The sequence below is a fragment of the Candidatus Stoquefichus massiliensis AP9 genome, assembly GCF_000455285.1.
Lineage (GTDB): Bacteria > Bacillota_I > Bacilli_A > Erysipelotrichales > Coprobacillaceae > Stoquefichus > Stoquefichus massiliensis.
Map to the genome: position 1 here is coordinate 146,908 of NZ_HG005284.1, position 18,829 is coordinate 165,736.

18 protein-coding genes are annotated in these 18,829 nt (G+C 29.6%); 2 read left to right on the forward strand and 16 right to left on the reverse strand.

The window, feature by feature from the left end:
* The 10 genes from rpiB to BN350_RS00825 form a co-directional block, all read right to left on the reverse strand.
* Positions 1-367: ribose 5-phosphate isomerase B (rpiB, locus tag BN350_RS18100; protein ID WP_044600013.1), on the reverse strand; the 367-nt coding region annotated here is incomplete at its 3' end.
* Positions 364-1,023 carry a ribulose-phosphate 3-epimerase gene (locus BN350_RS00785; RefSeq protein ID WP_028041891.1) on the reverse strand — a complete coding sequence of 220 codons (660 nt, stop codon included), beginning with the start codon at positions 1,021-1,023 and terminating at the stop codon, positions 364-366. The genes rpiB and BN350_RS00785, both read right to left, overlap by 4 nt.
* A complete protein-coding gene (locus BN350_RS00790; protein ID WP_028041892.1) occupies positions 1,007-2,476 on the reverse strand; it encodes a family 1 glycosylhydrolase in 1,470 nt (489 codons plus the stop codon). The genes BN350_RS00785 and BN350_RS00790 overlap by 17 nt, the downstream gene beginning before the upstream one ends.
* A 12-nt stretch (positions 2,477-2,488) precedes the next feature.
* A complete protein-coding gene (locus tag BN350_RS00795) occupies positions 2,489-3,775 on the reverse strand; it encodes a PTS sugar transporter subunit IIC (protein WP_028041893.1) in 1,287 nt (428 codons plus the stop codon).
* Positions 3,776-3,788: 13 nt separating this feature from the next.
* On the reverse strand, positions 3,789-4,097 hold the full coding sequence (locus tag BN350_RS00800) for a PTS sugar transporter subunit IIB (RefSeq protein WP_028041894.1): 309 nt from the start codon (positions 4,095-4,097) through the stop codon (positions 3,789-3,791).
* A gap of 63 nt (positions 4,098-4,160) precedes the next feature.
* Positions 4,161-4,469 carry a PTS sugar transporter subunit IIA gene (locus BN350_RS00805; protein ID WP_028041895.1) on the reverse strand — a complete coding sequence of 103 codons (309 nt, stop codon included), beginning with the start codon at positions 4,467-4,469 and terminating at the stop codon, positions 4,161-4,163.
* Positions 4,470-4,689: 220 nt separating this feature from the next.
* Entirely contained in the window at positions 4,690-5,334 is a 645-nt protein-coding gene (locus BN350_RS19815; RefSeq protein ID WP_049945477.1) for a PTS sugar transporter subunit IIB, read from the reverse strand.
* Positions 5,322-7,226 carry a BglG family transcription antiterminator gene (locus tag BN350_RS00815; protein ID WP_028041896.1) on the reverse strand — a complete coding sequence of 635 codons (1,905 nt, stop codon included), beginning with the start codon at positions 7,224-7,226 and terminating at the stop codon, positions 5,322-5,324. The genes BN350_RS19815 and BN350_RS00815 overlap by 13 nt, the downstream gene beginning before the upstream one ends.
* A 147-nt stretch (positions 7,227-7,373) precedes the next feature.
* Positions 7,374-8,882, reverse strand: coding sequence for a cardiolipin synthase (gene cls, locus BN350_RS00820; protein ID WP_028041897.1), 1,509 nt, complete (start codon positions 8,880-8,882; stop codon positions 7,374-7,376).
* Complete coding sequence (locus BN350_RS00825; protein WP_028041898.1) at positions 8,879-9,274, reverse strand: DUF1934 family protein; 396 nt, start codon at positions 9,272-9,274, stop codon at positions 8,879-8,881. The genes cls and BN350_RS00825 overlap by 4 nt, the downstream gene beginning before the upstream one ends.
* A 55-nt stretch (positions 9,275-9,329) precedes the next feature.
* On the opposite strand from BN350_RS00825, the gene BN350_RS00830 reads away from it, so the two are divergent.
* Entirely contained in the window at positions 9,330-11,204 is a 1,875-nt protein-coding gene (locus tag BN350_RS00830; protein ID WP_044600014.1) for a transglycosylase domain-containing protein, read from the forward strand.
* 15 nt (positions 11,205-11,219) lie between these two features.
* On the opposite strand, the gene BN350_RS00835 is transcribed toward BN350_RS00830, so the two are convergent.
* The 3 genes from BN350_RS00835 to BN350_RS00845 form a co-directional block, all read right to left on the reverse strand.
* Positions 11,220-11,876, reverse strand: a complete 657-nt coding sequence (locus tag BN350_RS00835) for a hypothetical protein (RefSeq protein WP_028041900.1) — start codon at positions 11,874-11,876, stop codon at positions 11,220-11,222.
* Between the two features lie 64 nt (positions 11,877-11,940).
* On the reverse strand, positions 11,941-12,303 hold the full coding sequence (locus BN350_RS00840; protein WP_044600015.1) for a hypothetical protein: 363 nt from the start codon (positions 12,301-12,303) through the stop codon (positions 11,941-11,943).
* Positions 12,304-12,366: 63 nt separating this feature from the next.
* Positions 12,367-12,978, reverse strand: coding sequence for a DedA family protein (locus BN350_RS00845; RefSeq protein WP_028041902.1), 612 nt, complete (start codon positions 12,976-12,978; stop codon positions 12,367-12,369).
* 272 nt (positions 12,979-13,250) lie between these two features.
* On the opposite strand from BN350_RS00845, the gene BN350_RS00850 reads away from it, so the two are divergent.
* Positions 13,251-15,824 (forward strand): cation-translocating P-type ATPase, encoded by a 2,574-nt coding sequence (locus BN350_RS00850; protein WP_028041903.1) that lies wholly within the window; start codon positions 13,251-13,253, stop codon positions 15,822-15,824.
* Between the two features lie 54 nt (positions 15,825-15,878).
* Here BN350_RS00850 and BN350_RS00855 read toward each other — a convergent pair whose 3' ends face one another.
* From BN350_RS00855 to BN350_RS00865, 3 genes are all read right to left on the reverse strand, one after another.
* On the reverse strand, positions 15,879-16,973 hold the full coding sequence (locus tag BN350_RS00855) for a putative glycoside hydrolase (RefSeq protein WP_028041904.1): 1,095 nt from the start codon (positions 16,971-16,973) through the stop codon (positions 15,879-15,881).
* Positions 16,974-17,049: 76 nt separating this feature from the next.
* Positions 17,050-17,496 (reverse strand): GNAT family N-acetyltransferase, encoded by a 447-nt coding sequence (locus BN350_RS00860; RefSeq protein WP_028041905.1) that lies wholly within the window; start codon positions 17,494-17,496, stop codon positions 17,050-17,052.
* Positions 17,477-18,742, reverse strand: coding sequence for an HD domain-containing protein (locus BN350_RS00865; protein WP_028041906.1), 1,266 nt, complete (start codon positions 18,740-18,742; stop codon positions 17,477-17,479). Before BN350_RS00865 ends, BN350_RS00860 begins: the two co-directional genes overlap by 20 nt.
* Positions 18,743-18,829: the final 87 nt, after the last annotated feature.

Below are 18,829 nucleotides of genomic sequence, written 5' to 3' on the forward strand. Positions count from 1 at the left end.
TATCTACTATCATTTTAGCGAGTTCTATTCCAACAACTCTTGCTCCAAAGGCTAACATATTGGTATTGTTATGTTCTCTTGATAACTTCGCTGAATAAGGTTCACTGCAAGTGACACAACGAATGCCATTGACTTTATTAGCGGCTAACGAAATCCCTACACCCGTTCCACAAATGACAATGCCTTTATCCACTTCACCAGATATAACAGCATTTGCGACTGCTTCACCAGCAATAGGATAGTTAAATCTTTCAGTGCTATCTGTTCCAAAATCAATCACTTCATAACCAAATTTGTCTTGAATATACTGTATTATTTCTTTTTTATATTCAACTGCCACATGATCATTTCCAATTCCTATTTTCACAATTCTCTTAACTCCTCTACTAATCTCACATAACTTTTCTTTTGATGAAATAATGCACTTGTTCCTAAAACAAAACCATCACACCCTAAATCACTCAACTCCTTAATAACCGATGGTGAACATGCTCCATCTATCATTATCTTAAACCCATACTCTTCTTTTAAGTCAATCAATTTTTCAATCTTCCTCTTAGTAAAATCAAGAAACTTCTGACCTGCAAATCCTGGATTCACTGTCATTATCATAACATAATCACAAAGATTCAACATTTCTTCAATTGCTCCAATACTCGTATCAGGATTAATTGCAAGACCAGCCAACTTTCCTCTTTCCTTAATATGAAGCAATGTTTTGACTACATACCTCTCACTTTCAGGATGAATATAAATTAAATCAGCACCTGCATCTATAAACCAATCCACTTTATGACCTGGATTTTCAATCATCAAATGACAATCAATTATTTTATTTGTATATTTTCTAATTGCCTGAAGATCCATGATACCCATTGTCATATTTGGAACAAAAGTTCCATCCATAATATCGCAATGAAAAATATCTACGCCTGCAAAGTCTAAAGAAGCCACTTCACTTTTTAATTCTTCATAATTTGCACACATCATACTTGGACATAATAATTTATAATTCTTCTCCATGAGATTCAATCACCTTCTTATACCAGTAAAAACTATCTTTCTTATATCTGTTATAAGTTCCATTTCCTTCATCATCTATATCTACATATATGAACCCATAACGTTTACGTATTTCACCTGTTCCAGCACTGACTAAATCAATGCAGCCCCAAGTTGTGTAACCAATAAGATCAACACCTTCATCAATAGCTTCACTCATCGCTTTCACATGACTCTTCAAATAATCAATACGATAATCATCATGAATAGTTTCATCATCTTCTAATACATCAATAGCCCCCAATCCATTTTCACAGTTTATTAATGGAATTTGATATCTGTCATATAACTCATGTAAATAGAATTTTAACCCATCTGGATCTTTTGCCCATCCCCATTCACTGACTTGTAAATAAGGATTTTTCACTCCACCCATTAGATTTCCACTTGTTAATTCAGTATCTTCATTATGAATAGTTGATAAATTAGTGAAATAGTAAGAAAATTCTAAAAAGTCTACTTTACCTTCTAATAATATTCTCGCATCTTCCTCGCTAACTTTAATTTCAATTCCTAGTTCTTTAAATAAGCGCTTTGAATACGATGGATAATAACCACGTACAAAAGTATCAGCACAATAATAAACATACTCTTGCATACTTTTTTGATTTAAAAGTTGATCTTTTGGGTCACAAGTATATGGATATGTAAAGATACCAGCTACCATACATCCTATTTTCTTTTCATGATAGTTATCATGCAAATATTTAACAACTTTGGCACTTGCAATCAATTGATGGTGTAAACGTGTATAAGCTTCCTGATATTCCTGTTTATCATTTCGATTTAAAATTGCAAATTGTTGTACATTAATTTCATTAAAAGTGCTCCAATAATTAACTTCATTTTTATATTCATCAATTGCAAATTTAGAAAATTGATAAAATTCTTCAATCAATCCCCTATTTAACCAACCATTCATTTCAGTTACATAAAAAGCTGGCATATCATATTTATATAAATGTACTAAGGGTTCAATACCATACCTTTTACATTCCTGAAAAACATTATGATAATAGTCTACACCTTCTTTATTTATTCCACCTTTAACTCCATTAGGATAAATTCTTGCCCATGACAAAGTTAAATTTAATGCTTTAAAACCCATTTCAGCAAACAAAGCAATATCCTCTCTATAGTGGTGATAAAAATCTGTTGCTTTATGATTTGGATAAAACTTATCTGGTATTATAGCAAGTTTAGCATCTTTGGGTAATTTGACACTTTCAATAAAAGCTATTGTTTGACCATAACTACCATCGGGCATTTGATAAGTTATCATACGAGGAATATCTTTGGTTCCACCCAATTGATAATCAGTCATATTGGGTGATTTTCCACCTTCATTCCAACCACCTTCAGCTTGATTTGCAGAAATATCTCCACCCCATAAAAATCCTTTTTGAAACATCATATTCATCCTCCTCTAATTTTTCTCTTCAGATTCAAGTTTTAATTGTTGTGTATCCATAATCTTTACAAATGGATAATAGACAATACAACTCAATACACACATAAGAACAATAAATATACCAAATCCAATACCTCCACTAGCTAAGAACCCAAGAATTGGTCCTGGAATAAAACTTGTTGCCATAGTTAATGGCGTTGTAAATAACTGAAGTTTCATACCAAAATACATTAAGATATACGAAATAACGGGTAAAAGTACAAATGGTAATAATAATGTAAAGTTTAAAACTATTGGCAAACCATATACTACAGGTTCAATGACATTAAATAATCCTGGCACCAATTGTAACTTACCTTGTGTTTTATATCTTTCAGATTTTGTAAAAAAAGCCATATCTATAAATAACCCAAACAAGCAACCTGGGCCTCCAACCATTTGTATAATAGCCATAATTGACATCATAGTTAATAAATTTGGAGCGGCCATACCAGAAGCAACAGCTGCAATATTTTCTTGTAATGGTGCAGTCCCTAAAACCATTATCACAGGCATAATAATCATTGAACCATGTAGCCCTAGCCACCATAATAAGCTACAAAGTATTAATAAAACCAAATGACCTGTTAAACTATTTCCAATTCCAGTTAATGGTGCTTGAATAACCGTATTAATAAATGGAGTAAATCCACCATATGGAGTCAATCCAAATAAAACGCGTAATGCTATGAATGGTACAAGTGTAATCACAAAACCTGGAATATTTTCAAAACTTTGTGAAACAAATGGTGGTACAGATGCAGGCATCTTAATTCTCAAAGGGGTTTTAGATAATTTCATAAATAAAACTCCTGCACATACTGAAACAATCATACTTGTAATAATTCCTTGAGCTCCTAAGTTTTCAAGCCCAACTGAATAAGCATTACCATAATCTCCAACAACTGTTGTGAGAGGTGTAACAATTAAAAATGAAAATAATGCAATAATTCCTCCTTCAACAGGATTTTTTGCTCCCATCTTTTCAGAAATAACACGTCCAATTCCAAATGAAATAAACAAACCTGTACAAGTTGCTATTTGAACAATTTCACTTAATGGCACCATTAATCCTGTATCTTTAAGAAAATTTATCCATGGTGTAATTGGCAAGTTTATTAAAATATTAATAATTGCTGACCCCATTAAAATAGGCATTGTTGACATCATACCCTGAGTAATAGAACTCACTACAAGATTATTTTGAAATTTTCCTGCAATTTTCATAATCTTTGTTGTAAAACTTTGATTTACTGCTTTCATATATCTTTCCCTCCTACCAACTAAACTCATTTAATAACTTACTAAAAATATTTTTAGCATTCATTGTCCCATAATCCATCATAGAAATAAGTCTTACTGGAATATCAGAAAACTGTTTCTTGACTTCATCTTCCATATAACAGACTTGAGGACCTAGTAAAATCACATCACTACCAATTGCTACAGGATTTAATGCATTTGTTGCATAAGCTTTACACTCAACTTCAAATCCATTACTTTTTCCTTCTTCAATAATACGATCACATAAAATACTTGTTGATACTCCACCAACACATGCGAGAGTTATTTTTAGTTTTCTCATTTTCTCCATCTCCTTTTATATCATTTAAAACATTATAAGTGCACTTTTATAATATTTATAAATCTATTTATTTTTTAGTATTTCAATCATTTCAACAACCAAATCATGTGTAACAGTTGCCATTGTTAAATGATCTTGACCATGAATGGTTACAATTGTAATATCAACTGGTTCTCCTCTTGATTCTTTTTGGAGCATATCAAATTGCAAGTTATGAGCATTGTTCATTTCTTCTTCAGCAATTTTTAATAACTCTTGAGCTTCCTGAAATTGTTCTTGTCTTGCTTTTTTTAAAGCCATCATAGATTTCGCTCTAGAATCTCCTGCTAATGCTACTATTTGAAAATCATTTAAATATCTTGAATCTTCCATTATATTCCCTCCATTGACACTTATATTTTAACAATAATAATCTGTTTTTGATATCTCTATATTTACCGCTTTCAAAACGTACCTTTTATACCAATATCAAAGACTGTCTGACACATGATATTCCATATTACACCACTATTTTGGTGAATTTTACTATAAGATTTACCACTATCAAAACAAACTTTTCATAAAAAAAGGAGAGCACGTAACTCTACCTTTCTTAATCCTCTATAATACGATATTCTTGTAAATTTGTAATTATACAACCCAATATTTCTTCTACATTCATACATCCATAATCTTTTGTATCAATAATATAAATTGGTTTATTATGAATTAAATCTCTTATATTTTCACTCATATAAAAAACTTGTGGACCAAGAACATATATATCATAATCATTATAATTTGAATAAATCTTACTGACTGCAAAAGCATCACATTCAAGTAAATAACCTTGTTTTTTTGCTTCTTCTACAATTAAGTCTTTTAAAATATAACTAGATAGTCCTGACATGCAGAATAAAGCCATATGAATGACTTTTTTATTATGTTCTATTTTTATAGCTTTATTTTTCATATATTCTCTTACTGATTGCATTGTCGAAAATCCATCCATAGATCCATAAACAACATTATTAATTAAGAAACACTCTGTTTTCGCATTCACACATTGTTCTTTAATAGCATCATACATAAAAGAAATTTGTGGAGCAACTAATACAATATCAAATTTTTCAATCAATATTGGTAATTTCCCAATACTTATTGCTTCAATATATTCATCGTCTAAAGCATGCTCTAACATACTTTGAACCATAATACTGGTCGAAATACCACTACTACATACAATTAATATTCGCATGAATCTCCCTCCAAAATGCTAATCAAAGTTTCATAATTTTGATGAAATAATAATCTTTGTATCTTATTTTTATCTAATATCAACTGTGATGTTTTTTTATATAAATCTTGCATATCCTTTTCAATTTCACTATTTACAGAAATCAAGATAACAATCTGAACATCTCTGTTTCCCCAAAAAATAGGTTTATCTAATATTCCAACAGATACAAAAGCAAAATCTGTATTTAATCCATAAGGATGTGCTAATGCCACTGACTCACCAAAATCAGTTGGTGCAAATGATTCTCTTTTCAATACTGCATTGGTAAATTGAGATGGTAATTCTATATGATTTCCAACGAGTTTACATAATTCTATAATAACTTGTTCCTTAGATTCTGCTTTAATATTTGTATAAAATAATTCTTCTTTAAAGTACTTTTTTATTTCAAAAAGAGAGTTTTGTTTAAACTTTTGTTTTAAAAACACTTCTTCTTCATCTGAAAGCAGCGTTTTGACTCTTAAAATAGGAACTGGTATTTCATCATAAATAGGTGTTGTTGTCACAACGTAATCAATCAATGAAAAATCTTGTTTTGATAATTCATTCATATTACAAATACTAACCTTATTTAGATATGTTCCAAATAATTCTTGATATTGATAAGCTAATAACTCAGCTAATGTTTTACCTGTTGCACAAACAATTAAAATATTCTTTTTTTTAATTTGATTTAATGATCTTAAAGAAACTTCAAATATAAGAGCAAGATATCCTATTTCATCTTCTCTAAGACAAGTTTGATATTTATTATCAATACAAATTTTTGCTTGTGATGCTAATGTATATCCTAAAGCATATTTCTTTTTAATATCACTGATAGATGGATTTTTTAAATTCAAATGATATTTTATACGTACTTCCAACGATACCATATGTATTGCTAAATTCATAATGATCCCTAAGTTTTTACTCATATCTATATTTAAAGTCAATTTTATAAATTGCAAAATATCAATAACTAAATCATATACTTCTTGCGAAATAACAACATTTGTTTTTCCTAAACCCACTTTTTCTGTAACACGATGCCCAAATAAATGAATAGCTAATGAAAAAATCTCTGTGTCCAAAAAAACAATATCAAATATTTCTTCTAATTTATGACATATATTTTTAGATAATATCTCACATAAGTTATCATCATGTATTTTCAAAGTATTGTCCTTCTCATCAATACAACATCCTTCTTTAATCCTTACAATTGCCATATATAAATGTTGTGTCATATTCTCTAATGATAATTCTGACATGGAAATATTATATTCATTTAAAGAATCAATTAATACTTTAGAAATTTGTTTTTTCATTTCACTATCATTTTGTTCTTTATAAAAATCATAACTATAATTTACCATAAAGATTCTTAAATCAAATTCTAACCCTTTCATCTTTATGCCCTTGTTTTTCCTATAAATGAGTTTTAAATGATAAATGCCTAATATCTTTTTTATTTTATTGATATCAGATTGCAACGTTGATTCACTAATACATAAATAATCTAATAAATCTTCAATAGGAACAAAATCATTTGTCATAATCATTTTTGATAAAATATAATGACATCTTTCTTCTGAATTCTCAGGTAATCTCTTTTCATCAATAAATAATCCATTATTTTCATGTGAATAAATTGTAGAAAAAAGTTTAGAATCAATAATACTCAATCTATACCCATAACCATGTTTAGATTCAATCCTTGCCCCATACTGCTGAATAATTTGAGATAAACTTCTTAAATAATTTCTTACAGTTTTCTCACTAATAAGTGCTTTTTCACCTAAAAGTTTTGCAGTAACGTATTTTTCAGTTGATAAATTATAAAGTAGTATATTGTGTATTCTATTCATACATGTTTATCAGGCATATTATAAAAATGATTTCAAACTCTCAATATACCATTTCCCTTTCTCGTGATTTTTTCATAACTTTACTATAAAGCATATATTGATTTTTATAAATTTATATTTTTACCACTTTAAAACGGTAAAATATTATCACATTAAAGGTGCAAATAACCTTAAAATTGCTTCATAAAATCCTCTAAAGCGTTGACTATGTTTTTGATCTATTTTTTGACTTAATAAAAGCGTTTCTTTAAAGTCTTTAGAGATATCCTGAATTGTCTTAGATTGGGTTAAAAGGACATTACATTCGAAATGTAAATAAAGACTACGATAATCAAAATTAATTGTTCCTACAGTCGCAATTCTTTGATCACATAAAACCATTTTCGCGTGTAAAAAACCTGGCTGATATTCATAAAATTCAATGCCTTCTTGAATTAATGAATAATAGTATGAACGAGTCACTCTATAAACATTCTTTTTATCTGGGACTCCTGGTGTAATAATTTTAATTGTAACACCTTTTTTACGAGCGAGAATAAGTGCTTTCATCATTGTATCATCAATAATGAAATAAGGTGTCATAATAAGGATTTCATGCTGAGCCTGATGAATTAAGTTGAGATATATGTTTTCTCCTGTTCTTTCGTTATCCAATGGTGAATCACCATAAGCAACAGCAAAACCATCAGGTATTTGTTTATCAATTGTAAAATGTGGATAGAACTGCTTATAATCTTTATCAGTAGGACAATAAGCATTCCATAAAGATAGAAACATTGTTGTCAGGTTCCATACACCATCACCCATCAAACGTATTCCTGTATCCTTCCAATGACCAAACCGCATCTTCGCATTAATATACTCATCAGCTAAGTTAAAACCACCACTATAACCTATATAACCATCAATAATACATATTTTACGATGATCACGATGATTCATCGCAACAGATAACATAGGTATAAAAGGATTAAAAACAACACATTTGATTCCCATTTGAGTTAATTGCTTTTCAAAATGATAAGGAACTGTTGTTAAACTTCCCACATCATCATAAATAAACCTAATTTCAACACCTTCCTCAACTTTCTGTTTTAAAAGTGTTAAGATAGTTTCAAACATAAACCCCTCAGCCACAATAAAATATTCAATAAAAATATAATGTTTGGCATTTTTGATATCTCTTAATAAATCAATAAAACAATAATCTCCTAAAGAATAATATTTTGTCCATGTATGAAGATATGTTCCATATCCCAAATCACTTAAATAAGTTAAACCATCTCTTTGACCATTTTCTATCTGCTTAGAAATTTCCTGTGGCATTAATAAATCCTTATCAATATCATCTAAAACTGGTTGTAATTTTTTACGAATACGATGTGATGGTTTTTTATTTCCTATCATTAAATATAATAGACCACCAAACACTGGAAAAACCAAAATTAATATAATCCATGATATTTTATAAGAAGGATTTTCATCTTTGTTCACTAACCATAAGACAACCAGCATACTTAAAACAGATAATGCTGGATTGAGCCAATGGAAGTTAGATAAAACTGAGCTTGTTATTAAAACAATCCAAATGACCTGTAATAATATCAGTACACCAAATATAAAAACACGACTTAAAAAAATTTTGAGCAGTTTCATAATTCCTCCTGAAAACTATAGGATAGTAAAGTAACCATGAGATAAACTGTTGATATCAATCCTCTTTGATCATGTAATTCATATTTCATCTTTATTCGATCATCATTAGCTTCAAATTTTAACAACTTTGTTTTTAAAGGAACACTTCCATAAGGAAGTTGATAATCATTCCACGTTTCCTGACCAAAATGGAATGTCAATGTTGAACTTCCATGATTTAATATAATAGGTTCTTTCCCATAAGTTATACTTATTGTACCCTCTTTTGTCTCAAAACTCACTTGTGTTTGTTTTCCTGTACACATAATTCCTTTTGTTTTATATTCAATTGTTTCGATTTCATTATCTTGTTTAAATATTGCTTTATAATGAATATTTTTTGTTTGATACATTTTCATCACCAGTGAATATTATAACACACTTTCGGTAAAAATGAGAGATGAGGTGATGGACTTGAAAACTTTTATCAAATGGCTACGAAGAATTATCATTTCTGGGTTTGTTTTTATGATTGTTGTTTATGGTGTGAGTTATATTATTGAAGCTCCTGATTTAGGTCAGGGTCATTATATTAAAATGTATGATCAGAATAATCAACTTTATTATCAATCTAATCAACAAAGTAATGATATTCAATTAAAAGATGTATCTCAGGATTTTTTAAAAAGTATAGTTGCTATTGAAGATCATCGTTTTTATAAACACCGTGGATTTGATCCTATTGGTATTTTAAGAGCAGTAAAAGCAAATATTGTAGATGGTGGTAAATCTGAAGGAGCAAGTACCATTACACAACAATACGCTCGTTTAATGTTCTTAACGAATGAAAAAACATGGTCAAGAAAAATTAATGAAGCTTTTTTAACAACGAGATTAGAAGCTCATTATGATAAAGATACAATTTTACAAGGATATATTAATACTGTTTATTTTGGACACGGTATTTATGGAATTAAGAATGCATCACACTATTATTTTAATAAAGAACCCAAAGATTTAGATTTAAATGAATCAACATTATTAGCTGGAGTTGTTAATGGTCCTGAATACTATTCTCCTTTTAAAGATATGGAAGGTGCAAAAGCAAGACAAAAATTAGTTTTAAATCAACTTGTTAAAGAAAAATATATCACTCAAGATAAAGCTAATCAAATTAGTAAAACACCATTTCAATTGAATCAGAATCGTTCATCCACACTTATCTGTGCTTATCCTTATTATAAAGATACAGTTATACAAGAATTAAAAGAATTGGGATTCTATCAGGAAAACTATATCAATCAGGGACTGAATATTCAAACAACACTTAATCCTTCTATTCAAGATCAATTAAATCAAACAATTGAAAAAGAAATGAACGAAAGAGATGAACTAGAAGTATCAAGTATCATTCTTGATAGTCATCAAGCTTCAGTACTTGCGGTTGTTGGCGGAAAAGACTATGCGACATCACAATTCAATCGTGCAACAAGTGCATCACGACAAATTGGTTCTACGATGAAACCATTACTCTATTATACAGCTATTGAAAATGGTTTTACTCCCACAACAAAATTTAAAAGTGAACCTACACAATTTAAAATGGATAGTGGCAAACAATATTCTCCAACTAATTTTAATCAAAAATATGCCTATAAAGATATAACATTGGCACAAGCCATTGCAGTCAGTGATAATATTTATGCTGTAAAAACACATATGTTTTTAGGTGAACAAACTTTAGTTAATGCATTATCTCAATTTGGTTTTAAACATATCTCTCCCCATCCATCATTAGCTTTAGGAACATTAAATACAAATATTTATGAATTATCTTCTATTTATAGTACATTTGCTAATGTTGGAAAATATAATGATGTACATACAATCACCAAAATAACAAATAATGATGGTGATGTATTATATAAATATAAAGCAAAGGAACAACAATTACTCAATCAGGAATCAACACTTATTTTAAATCAGTTACTCACTGCTCCATTCCATTCTCAGTTTAATACTTATGCTTCAGCAACAATGTCATCATACCAAACAAAAACAACTTTTGCTGCTAAAACAGGTTCAACATCCTATGATTCCTTATGTGCTGGATATAATCCCAACTATACAATTCTCAGTTGGACCGGTTATGATGACAATCGTGATATGAATATGTCTTCTGATACAAAGATTCCTAAAGTTATTTTTCAAACCATGGCTAACTTCTTACAAAAAGAAGAAGAGTGGTATCAGCCAACAGATAAACTTCAACAAATTCCTATCAATCCGATTACTGGTGACTTCCAAGAAAATGGGCTTGTTTATTGGTTTAGAAACACATAAAAATGAGGAAATTCCTCATTTTTTCAATTCTTCTAATTCATCATTCCACTTTTTCTCATAAGTTCGTGAAACTTGATAGCGTTGATATTCTTCATTATTTTTAAGAATTTCTTTACATCCTTGATTTCTAACAAATATAATTTTTGCCTTCTCCATATTTTTTACATATTCATTTTCTAATCTTAATGATTCTCTCAATATGCTTAAACATATTACTACAAGTCCATTAGCAAAATTTAATGTCATAAAATCTTTATCAATAAATGATTGAAAAAATAGTATAGGCAAAAATATAAATACGCCTACCATCACAATATAATAAAAATCATCTACTGGTGATGTTCTCATTTCTCTTACAAACTCAATATTTCCAAATCCCCATGATACATATCTCCCAGGTTTTAACCAAATTGAACTCTTCACTAATGGATCTGGTCTTTCTACCGTTTGTACATACATCACTACTGTCGATATTGCCCATATTAAATAAAATGATAAAAATATCATTACAAATGTTATCCATGATACATGAAAGTCATTTAAGCAAAATGAAATAAAACATATAAAGATATTATATGCTAATACAATGAAATGAATGCGTTTATGATTCTGTAGAAATGGGGTTAATAAATATTTTAGAAAATCTCTTATTCTTATAATGATTTTTCTCATTCTCACACCTCTCTTCTTGTTAAAGATTAACATAATATAATAAAGAAAAAAACCTGTTTTAGCACTAAGCTTCAACAAGTTCTTCTTCTGTTTCTTCTAATTGTGTTTCTTCAACAACATCTTTAGTTGTCACTTCTTCATTTTGATCTGTAGTTAAATCTTTTACACTCATATTCTTATATAACTGTATTCCATAACCACAACCAAAAATAATAGTTCCTAACCCAAGGAATAAAAATGTATTATTCACATAATACAAAAAGATATCCATCCAGTTTGCTGCAAAACTTACATCACCAGAAGCAACTAATCCCATAATATAGATAGTTACATTATAAAATGTTAATCCAAAACCAATAATCATTAATGCTGCAATCACATAAAATAATATACTCATTTTAGATATTTTTTTATTCTTCAATTTCATGATATTTCCTCCTCAAACATGATGGATACTATTCTACATAATAATTATGTGATAAATATGTGTTTATCTTTTATCTTTACGTGAAAAATATTTAAATATCCAATATCCTACAATAATGACAATAATTCCTTTCCATACAATATCATATTGACTCATTATTGTCGAAATATAAGGCCACTGTTCTCCTAGATATGTCCCTAACAATACTAAAATCGTATCCCACAAAAGTGTTCCTAATAATGTATATAAAGAATAAGAAACAAAAGACATTTGTGCCATTCCAGCTGGTATAGATATTAAACTTCTAATCATAGGAACAAGTCTTCCAAAAAACACAGCTTTTTTACCATGTTTTAAAAACCAATCTTGCGTTTTTTTTACATCTTCTTTATGAAAATGCAATCTTATTGCCCATTTGCTATTCAATAAATTCTCTAATCTTGATGGGGTTAGTAATCTACCTAAATAATAAAGAACAAATCCACCTAAAAACGACCCACATGATCCTACAATAATGACTCCAGGAATTGTTAAATACGTCATAGCTGTCATAAAACCTGCAAAAGTTAAAATAACTTCTGAAGGAATTGGGGGAAATACATTCTCAATTATCATTAATACAAACAAACTTATATAACCATACTCTTGTATTAACATCGTAATCCATTCTTGCATTTTTTATTCCTCCTCCATAAACTGACATTCTTTTTTATAAAAGTATGCTTTAATACTATATAGGCAAAATAAAATAAAATATTCGCTATTTACATATTTAATCGAGTATGGTAATATAAATGCAATGAGGGAGTAGTCTCACAACATGTGTGATGTCATCAACAAACGCGGATAGGCAACTATTCTGGTGCATCTTAAAGACAAGACTCGTTAAAGAATGAAATCTTTAGCGAGCTTGTCTTTTTTGTTTGCTAAAGTGAAGGAGGAAAACAATGTATTATCAAAAAAGTATTGAAGAAACTTTAAAAGAGTGTCAAACATCAAAAAATGGTTTATCAGAAAATAATGTAGAAAGACGTCATCAGGAATATGGTTATAATGTTCTTGATGAGAAAAAGAAAGAAAGTCCTCTCATTATATTTCTTAAACAATTTCAAGATTTATTAGTCATTATTTTAATCATTGCAGCCATTATTTCAGGAGTAAGTGGTCAATTTGAAAGTGCTTTAGTTATTGTTGTAGTTATTATTGTTAATGCAGTACTTGGAACAGTTCAAACATTAAAAGCTGAAAAATCACTAGAAAGCTTAAAAAAACTTTCTATCCCACAAGTCAAAGTCATTAGAGATGGTCAATTAAAAGAAATTGATTCAACTGAATTAACAGTTGGAGATATTGTTCAAATTGAAGCCGGTGATATTGTTAGCGGTGATGGAAGAATATTTGAGTCCTCATCATTACAAATTAACGAGAGTGCTTTGACAGGTGAAGTTGATAGTGTTGATAAAATCATTGATACTATCCATGACCAAGTTGTGGTTGGCGACCAAAAAAACATGGCTTTTTCTGGGAGTTTAGTCACAAATGGTACTGGACGCTATATTGTAACAAGCATTGGAATGCATACTGAAATTGGTAAAATTGCTTCTATGCTTAATGAAGCTAAAGAAAGAAAAACACCTTTACAAAAAAGCTTAGATGAATTTAGTGGAAAATTATCTATTGCCATTATGTTTATATGTGCTCTTGTATTAGCTTTAAATATATTTTTAGCAAAACAATCTTTATTAGATGCTATGATGATTGCTGTAGCACTCGCTGTAGCAGCAATTCCAGAAGCATTGAGTTCAATTGTGACCATTGTTTTATCTATGAGTACACAGAAAATGGTAAAAGAAAATGCAATTATCAAAAATTTAAATTCTGTCGAAAGTTTAGGTTGTGTTTCTGTAATTTGTAGTGATAAAACAGGAACATTAACGCAAAACAAGATGACACCTCAAACCATTTATTTCTATAATCAGCTTTTAAATATTGATGATTTAGACAGCCATAACCATGATCATAATGTTTTATTAAAGGCATGTTTATTATGTAATAACTCTGTTATTAATGGTGAACAAAGAATTGGTGATCCTACTGAATTAGCACTTATTGATTTAGTCAATGAGCATACTAAAAATGATTCCCAATTTATAAATACTGCTATCCGTAAAAGTGAATTACCATTTGATTCAGATCGTAAACTTATGAGTATCTCATCATTAAATCATATTTATACAAAAGGTGCCCCTGATGTTATTTTACAAAGATGTACAACAATTCTTATTAATGGTCGTAAAGAAATTCTTTCTCAAAGACATAAAGATTTAATTTTACAAAGAAATCAAAATTATGCTAATGAAGGATTACGTGTTTTAGGCTTTGCCTATAAAGATTATAAAGGACAACAAGTCACACTTGATGATGAAAAAGAATTAACATTTGTTGGTCTTGTTTCCTTAATGGATCCACCACGTGAGGAAAGTGCTGATGCGGTTGCAAAATGTAAGATGGCTGGTATTAAACCAATTATGATTACAGGTGACCATGTTGTGACAGCTAGAAGTATTGCTAAAAAGATTGGAATTTATGAAGATGGTGATTTGTCTATTGATGGTCAGCAATTAAATAACATGAGTGATCAGGAATTAGATGGCAAATTAACACATATTAGTGTTTATGCAAGAGTTGCTCCTGAACATAAAATTCGTATTGTCAAAGCTTGGCAAAAACGTGGTGATATTGTTGCAATGACGGGTGATGGTGTCAATGATGCACCTGCCTTAAAACAAAGTGATATCGGTGTTGCAATGGGAATTACCGGAACAGAAGTTTCTAAAGATGCAGCCAGTATGATATTAACTGATGATAATTTCTCAACGATTGTCAAAGCAGTCATTACTGGACGTAACGTTTATCGTAATATTAAGAACTCAATTAATTATTTATTATCTGGTAACTTTGCTGGTATTTTATGTGTGTTTATCGCTTCTTTATTGTTGTTACCAACACCGTTCTTCCCAGTTCATTTATTGTTTATGAATTTGATTACTGACTCCTTGCCAGCCATTGCAATTGGTATGGAAGCAAGTCGTAATGATGTTTTAAAAGAAAAGCCTAGAAATGCGAACGATTCTATTTTAAATAAACCAACATTTTTACAAATTGGATTTGAAGGTATTGTTATTGCATTATGCACTATGTGTTCTTATTTAATGGGATTGAAAGGAGATCCAATGACAGCTTCAACCATGGCTTTTGCTACAATTTGCTTAGCTCGTCTATTACATGGATTCAATTGTCGTAGTGACCAACCATTAACAAAAATAGGCTTGTTCTCAAATCGTTCTAGTATTATTGCTTTCTTAGTTGGATTTGCATTGTTACATCTCATTTTATTTGTACCAGTTATGCACTCTCTCTTTATGATTCATACAATTTCTATGACCCAATTGTTATGTATCTATGGATTTGCATTACTTCCAACATTAATTATACAAGCAAGAAAAATGCTAGTTAAATAGTGAATATCAAAAGCACATCAATAAACCCAATAGGATTATGATGTGCTTTCTCTTTTATAAAATATTTAGAAATAATTCATCCATTTGCATAAGATCCCAACATAATGAAATAATTGGATAATCATTAAAAAGTTCTAGATTTTGTTTTAGTTTCAATGGATCAGTTGAACATATCCCATCAATTGGATTGATTTCAATTCCAGGAAAAACATGAGTTGGCAAATGGGATAAAAATACATTTTGTTTTCTTATACTATCATCACTAGCTGGATCATCACCCCAATAATCAGCAAAACAGCTTGGATCTTCAAAATTTTTAACATAATCCTGATATTCATAACGCATCCCTGCAGGAGCTTCTGTGTATCGATACATCATTGGTTTAATAAAATCAACAACCTCACTTATTTCTTTTATATTTTGTCCTACATGATAAGCTAAAAATGGTGCATAAATATCAGCTCCAACAATCAAATCACGAGATGAAAAATAAGTTGCTAATGCAGTTATATAATCAGTAATCATACGAGCTCGCTTCGCATAAAAAGCATCAATTCCCTGATGTTTAAAATGATATATGCCATTATCATCATATTGACCAGTTAATAGCAATTGATCATGATTATGAATAAGAGTTTTTAATTCATTCAAATCAATTCCAGCAAATTTTTCTTGACATGTTTTACAAAAACAGCCAAATCCTTCATCATATCCATTAGCAAAAGATGGAAAACGTATTTTATCAATAAAGACACCATCAAAGGGTACATCTGCAAAATATTCTTCATAAATACTCATCACATAATCAATATTTTGTTGTGTCGCTGGACATGCAAAAGAAAAACTTTCATGTTCGATAACACTGACCCTTTCTCCTTGCGTTCCATTTATTGTTGTAAGCATAGTTGTATCACGAACTTGATCAGTTTCAGATAAAACAGGTAACCACAATAATACACGAATCCCTTTTTTATGGAAATAAGAAACCAACTGTTTATTTAAACTCTTATCAGTATTCCATCCCAATATAATATCATTAATTTTTATTTTCTCTATTATGCGTTCAGACTTTTCTTTTATTTCATCAAATGTATGCATCTGATGAACAAAACTTCCTGTGTGAAGTTGTAATGTATAACTATGTCCCATATTAATTATCTCCTTCTCTATTTTCTATACTAAGTATACAATGAAATAAATAACAAAAACATATTCATAATCTTGTCTATTTACATATGTGATAAACACTCAAATCTTCATTAATCAATGTTTTCTTCATATGCACATGCGGACAATACTCATCAAGATATTCATCTCCATATGCTTGATAGCCATTCTTTTTATAAAAATTGCTTGCTCTTAATTGAGCAGATAGAGCCACTTCATGATAGCCTAACGCTTTGGCTTTATCTTCTAATACCTGAAGAATATAACTTCCTAGGTGTTGTTGTCTTACTTCTTTTAAGACAGCAATTCTCCCTAACATCATAATGCCATTTTCATCAAACATTCTAGCACAGCCAACTGGCTGTTCTTTATCATAAATCACAAGATGTAAACAATCATGATCAATCTCATCAAACTCATTTTCAAATCCTTGTTCTTCTATAAAGACTTTTTGTCTAATCATTTTTGCATCATCATGTAATTGATTATAGAATTGAAACTTCATCTTTGATCTCCTTTGGAAAAAATACTTTTTTATCTGATTTAAATTTTTTTGAATTTAATATAGCTGAAACGATTTCTGATTTGCTAGGTAATGGTGAAAGATTTCCATCTAGATCAAGAATCTCTATTTCACTTAATTCACCACTTTCACCATAATGTAGATAAGGCACTTGTTTTTGATTATCACTTATAATATAGTAATTTGGATTATAGCCTAATTGCTCTGATAAAGCTTCTATTCTTTTTAATTCTTGTTGATCTTTTAACTGTTTGTATTTAAATAAACGACGATTTAAGAAACGTGATGATAAATCATTTAATATAAAATCATCTTCATTCATAAACTCTTTAAAATAATATAATAATACAGATTCATCCAAACTTGTAAAATCATCTACAGTCATATGATGATCTAAAAAAGGAATTAAATATTTCAAATCAGTTTTAAATTCAAATCCATAATAATATAAATCTTTAACTCTTTTGAAAATACTTTGTAATAAATGTTCATAACTCCTTGCAGTAGGATGATAATAAACTTGCCAATACATATGATAACGAGCAAGAATATAATTTTCTATTGCTTGGACTCCAGATTCCTTATAGACAATCTTATGATCACATATCCTCATTGTTCTTAAGATTCTAGACATATCAAATTGTCCATATGTTGTCCCTGTCATATATGAATCTCTTAATAAATAATCCATACGATCAGCATCTAACTGACTCGATACCATCTGAATAAGTATCTGATTGGGATGAGTATGCTGAATAATACTGGCAACATCTTGTGGAAAATCCTCATATACTAAACTCAAAATATCATGAACTTCACTATTTTCTAAAATCATTCTCACTGTTATATCTTCATGGTTTTCTTCAAATACACCTTCAAATGAATGGGAAAATGGTCCATGTCCAATATCATGCAATAATCCTGCACACATAACAGATAGTTTATCATAGTCACTTAAAGCATAATCTAGACATTCTGTTTCTAACATTCTTCTAACAACCTGATAAACTCCTAATGAATGGACAAAACGGGAATGTTCTGCACTTTGAAAGACTTGATAGGTTCCACCCAATTGTTTAACGCGACGTAGTCTTTGCATTTCTTTAGAATTAATGAGTTTCCAAATCACTAAATGATCCACATGAATATAATCATGAATTGCATCTCTTAAAACTCTTTTTTCATTCATTTCAATACTTGATAAAGTCAATTTATCTTTAAAGTTCATTATCTCACCCCTTTTCCTCATTTTACCAAATATAACTAAGCGAAGTCTATCTTTTCTTCTGTTTTGGAAAAATATGAGAGTAAAATG

Coding starts and splice junctions, on each gene's coding strand:
- BN350_RS00785 (WP_028041891.1), bottom strand. CDS start 1,023: ATGGAGAAGAATTATAAATTATTATGTCCAAGTATGATGTGTGCAAAT.
- BN350_RS00790 (WP_028041892.1), bottom strand. CDS start 2,476: ATGATGTTTCAAAAAGGATTTTTATGGGGTGGAGATATTTCTGCAAAT.
- BN350_RS00795 (WP_028041893.1), bottom strand. CDS start 3,775: ATGAAAGCAGTAAATCAAAGTTTTACAACAAAGATTATGAAAATTGCA.
- BN350_RS00800 (WP_028041894.1), bottom strand. CDS start 4,097: ATGAGAAAACTAAAAATAACTCTCGCATGTGTTGGTGGAGTATCAACA.
- BN350_RS00805 (WP_028041895.1), bottom strand. CDS start 4,469: ATGGAAGATTCAAGATATTTAAATGATTTTCAAATAGTAGCATTAGCA.
- BN350_RS19815 (WP_049945477.1), bottom strand. CDS start 5,334: ATGCGAATATTAATTGTATGTAGTAGTGGTATTTCGACCAGTATTATG.
- BN350_RS00815 (WP_028041896.1), bottom strand. CDS start 7,226: ATGAATAGAATACACAATATACTACTTTATAATTTATCAACTGAAAAA.
- cls (WP_028041897.1), bottom strand. CDS start 8,882: ATGAAACTGCTCAAAATTTTTTTAAGTCGTGTTTTTATATTTGGTGTA.
- BN350_RS00825 (WP_028041898.1), bottom strand. CDS start 9,274: ATGTATCAAACAAAAAATATTCATTATAAAGCAATATTTAAACAAGAT.
- BN350_RS00830 (WP_044600014.1), top strand. CDS start 9,330: ATGGACTTGAAAACTTTTATCAAATGGCTACGAAGAATTATCATTTCT.
- BN350_RS00835 (WP_028041900.1), bottom strand. CDS start 11,876: ATGAGAAAAATCATTATAAGAATAAGAGATTTTCTAAAATATTTATTA.
- BN350_RS00840 (WP_044600015.1), bottom strand. CDS start 12,303: ATGAAATTGAAGAATAAAAAAATATCTAAAATGAGTATATTATTTTAT.
- BN350_RS00845 (WP_028041902.1), bottom strand. CDS start 12,978: ATGCAAGAATGGATTACGATGTTAATACAAGAGTATGGTTATATAAGT.
- BN350_RS00850 (WP_028041903.1), top strand. CDS start 13,251: ATGTATTATCAAAAAAGTATTGAAGAAACTTTAAAAGAGTGTCAAACA.
- BN350_RS00855 (WP_028041904.1), bottom strand. CDS start 16,973: ATGGGACATAGTTATACATTACAACTTCACACAGGAAGTTTTGTTCAT.
- BN350_RS00860 (WP_028041905.1), bottom strand. CDS start 17,496: ATGAAGTTTCAATTCTATAATCAATTACATGATGATGCAAAAATGATT.
- BN350_RS00865 (WP_028041906.1), bottom strand. CDS start 18,742: ATGAACTTTAAAGATAAATTGACTTTATCAAGTATTGAAATGAATGAA.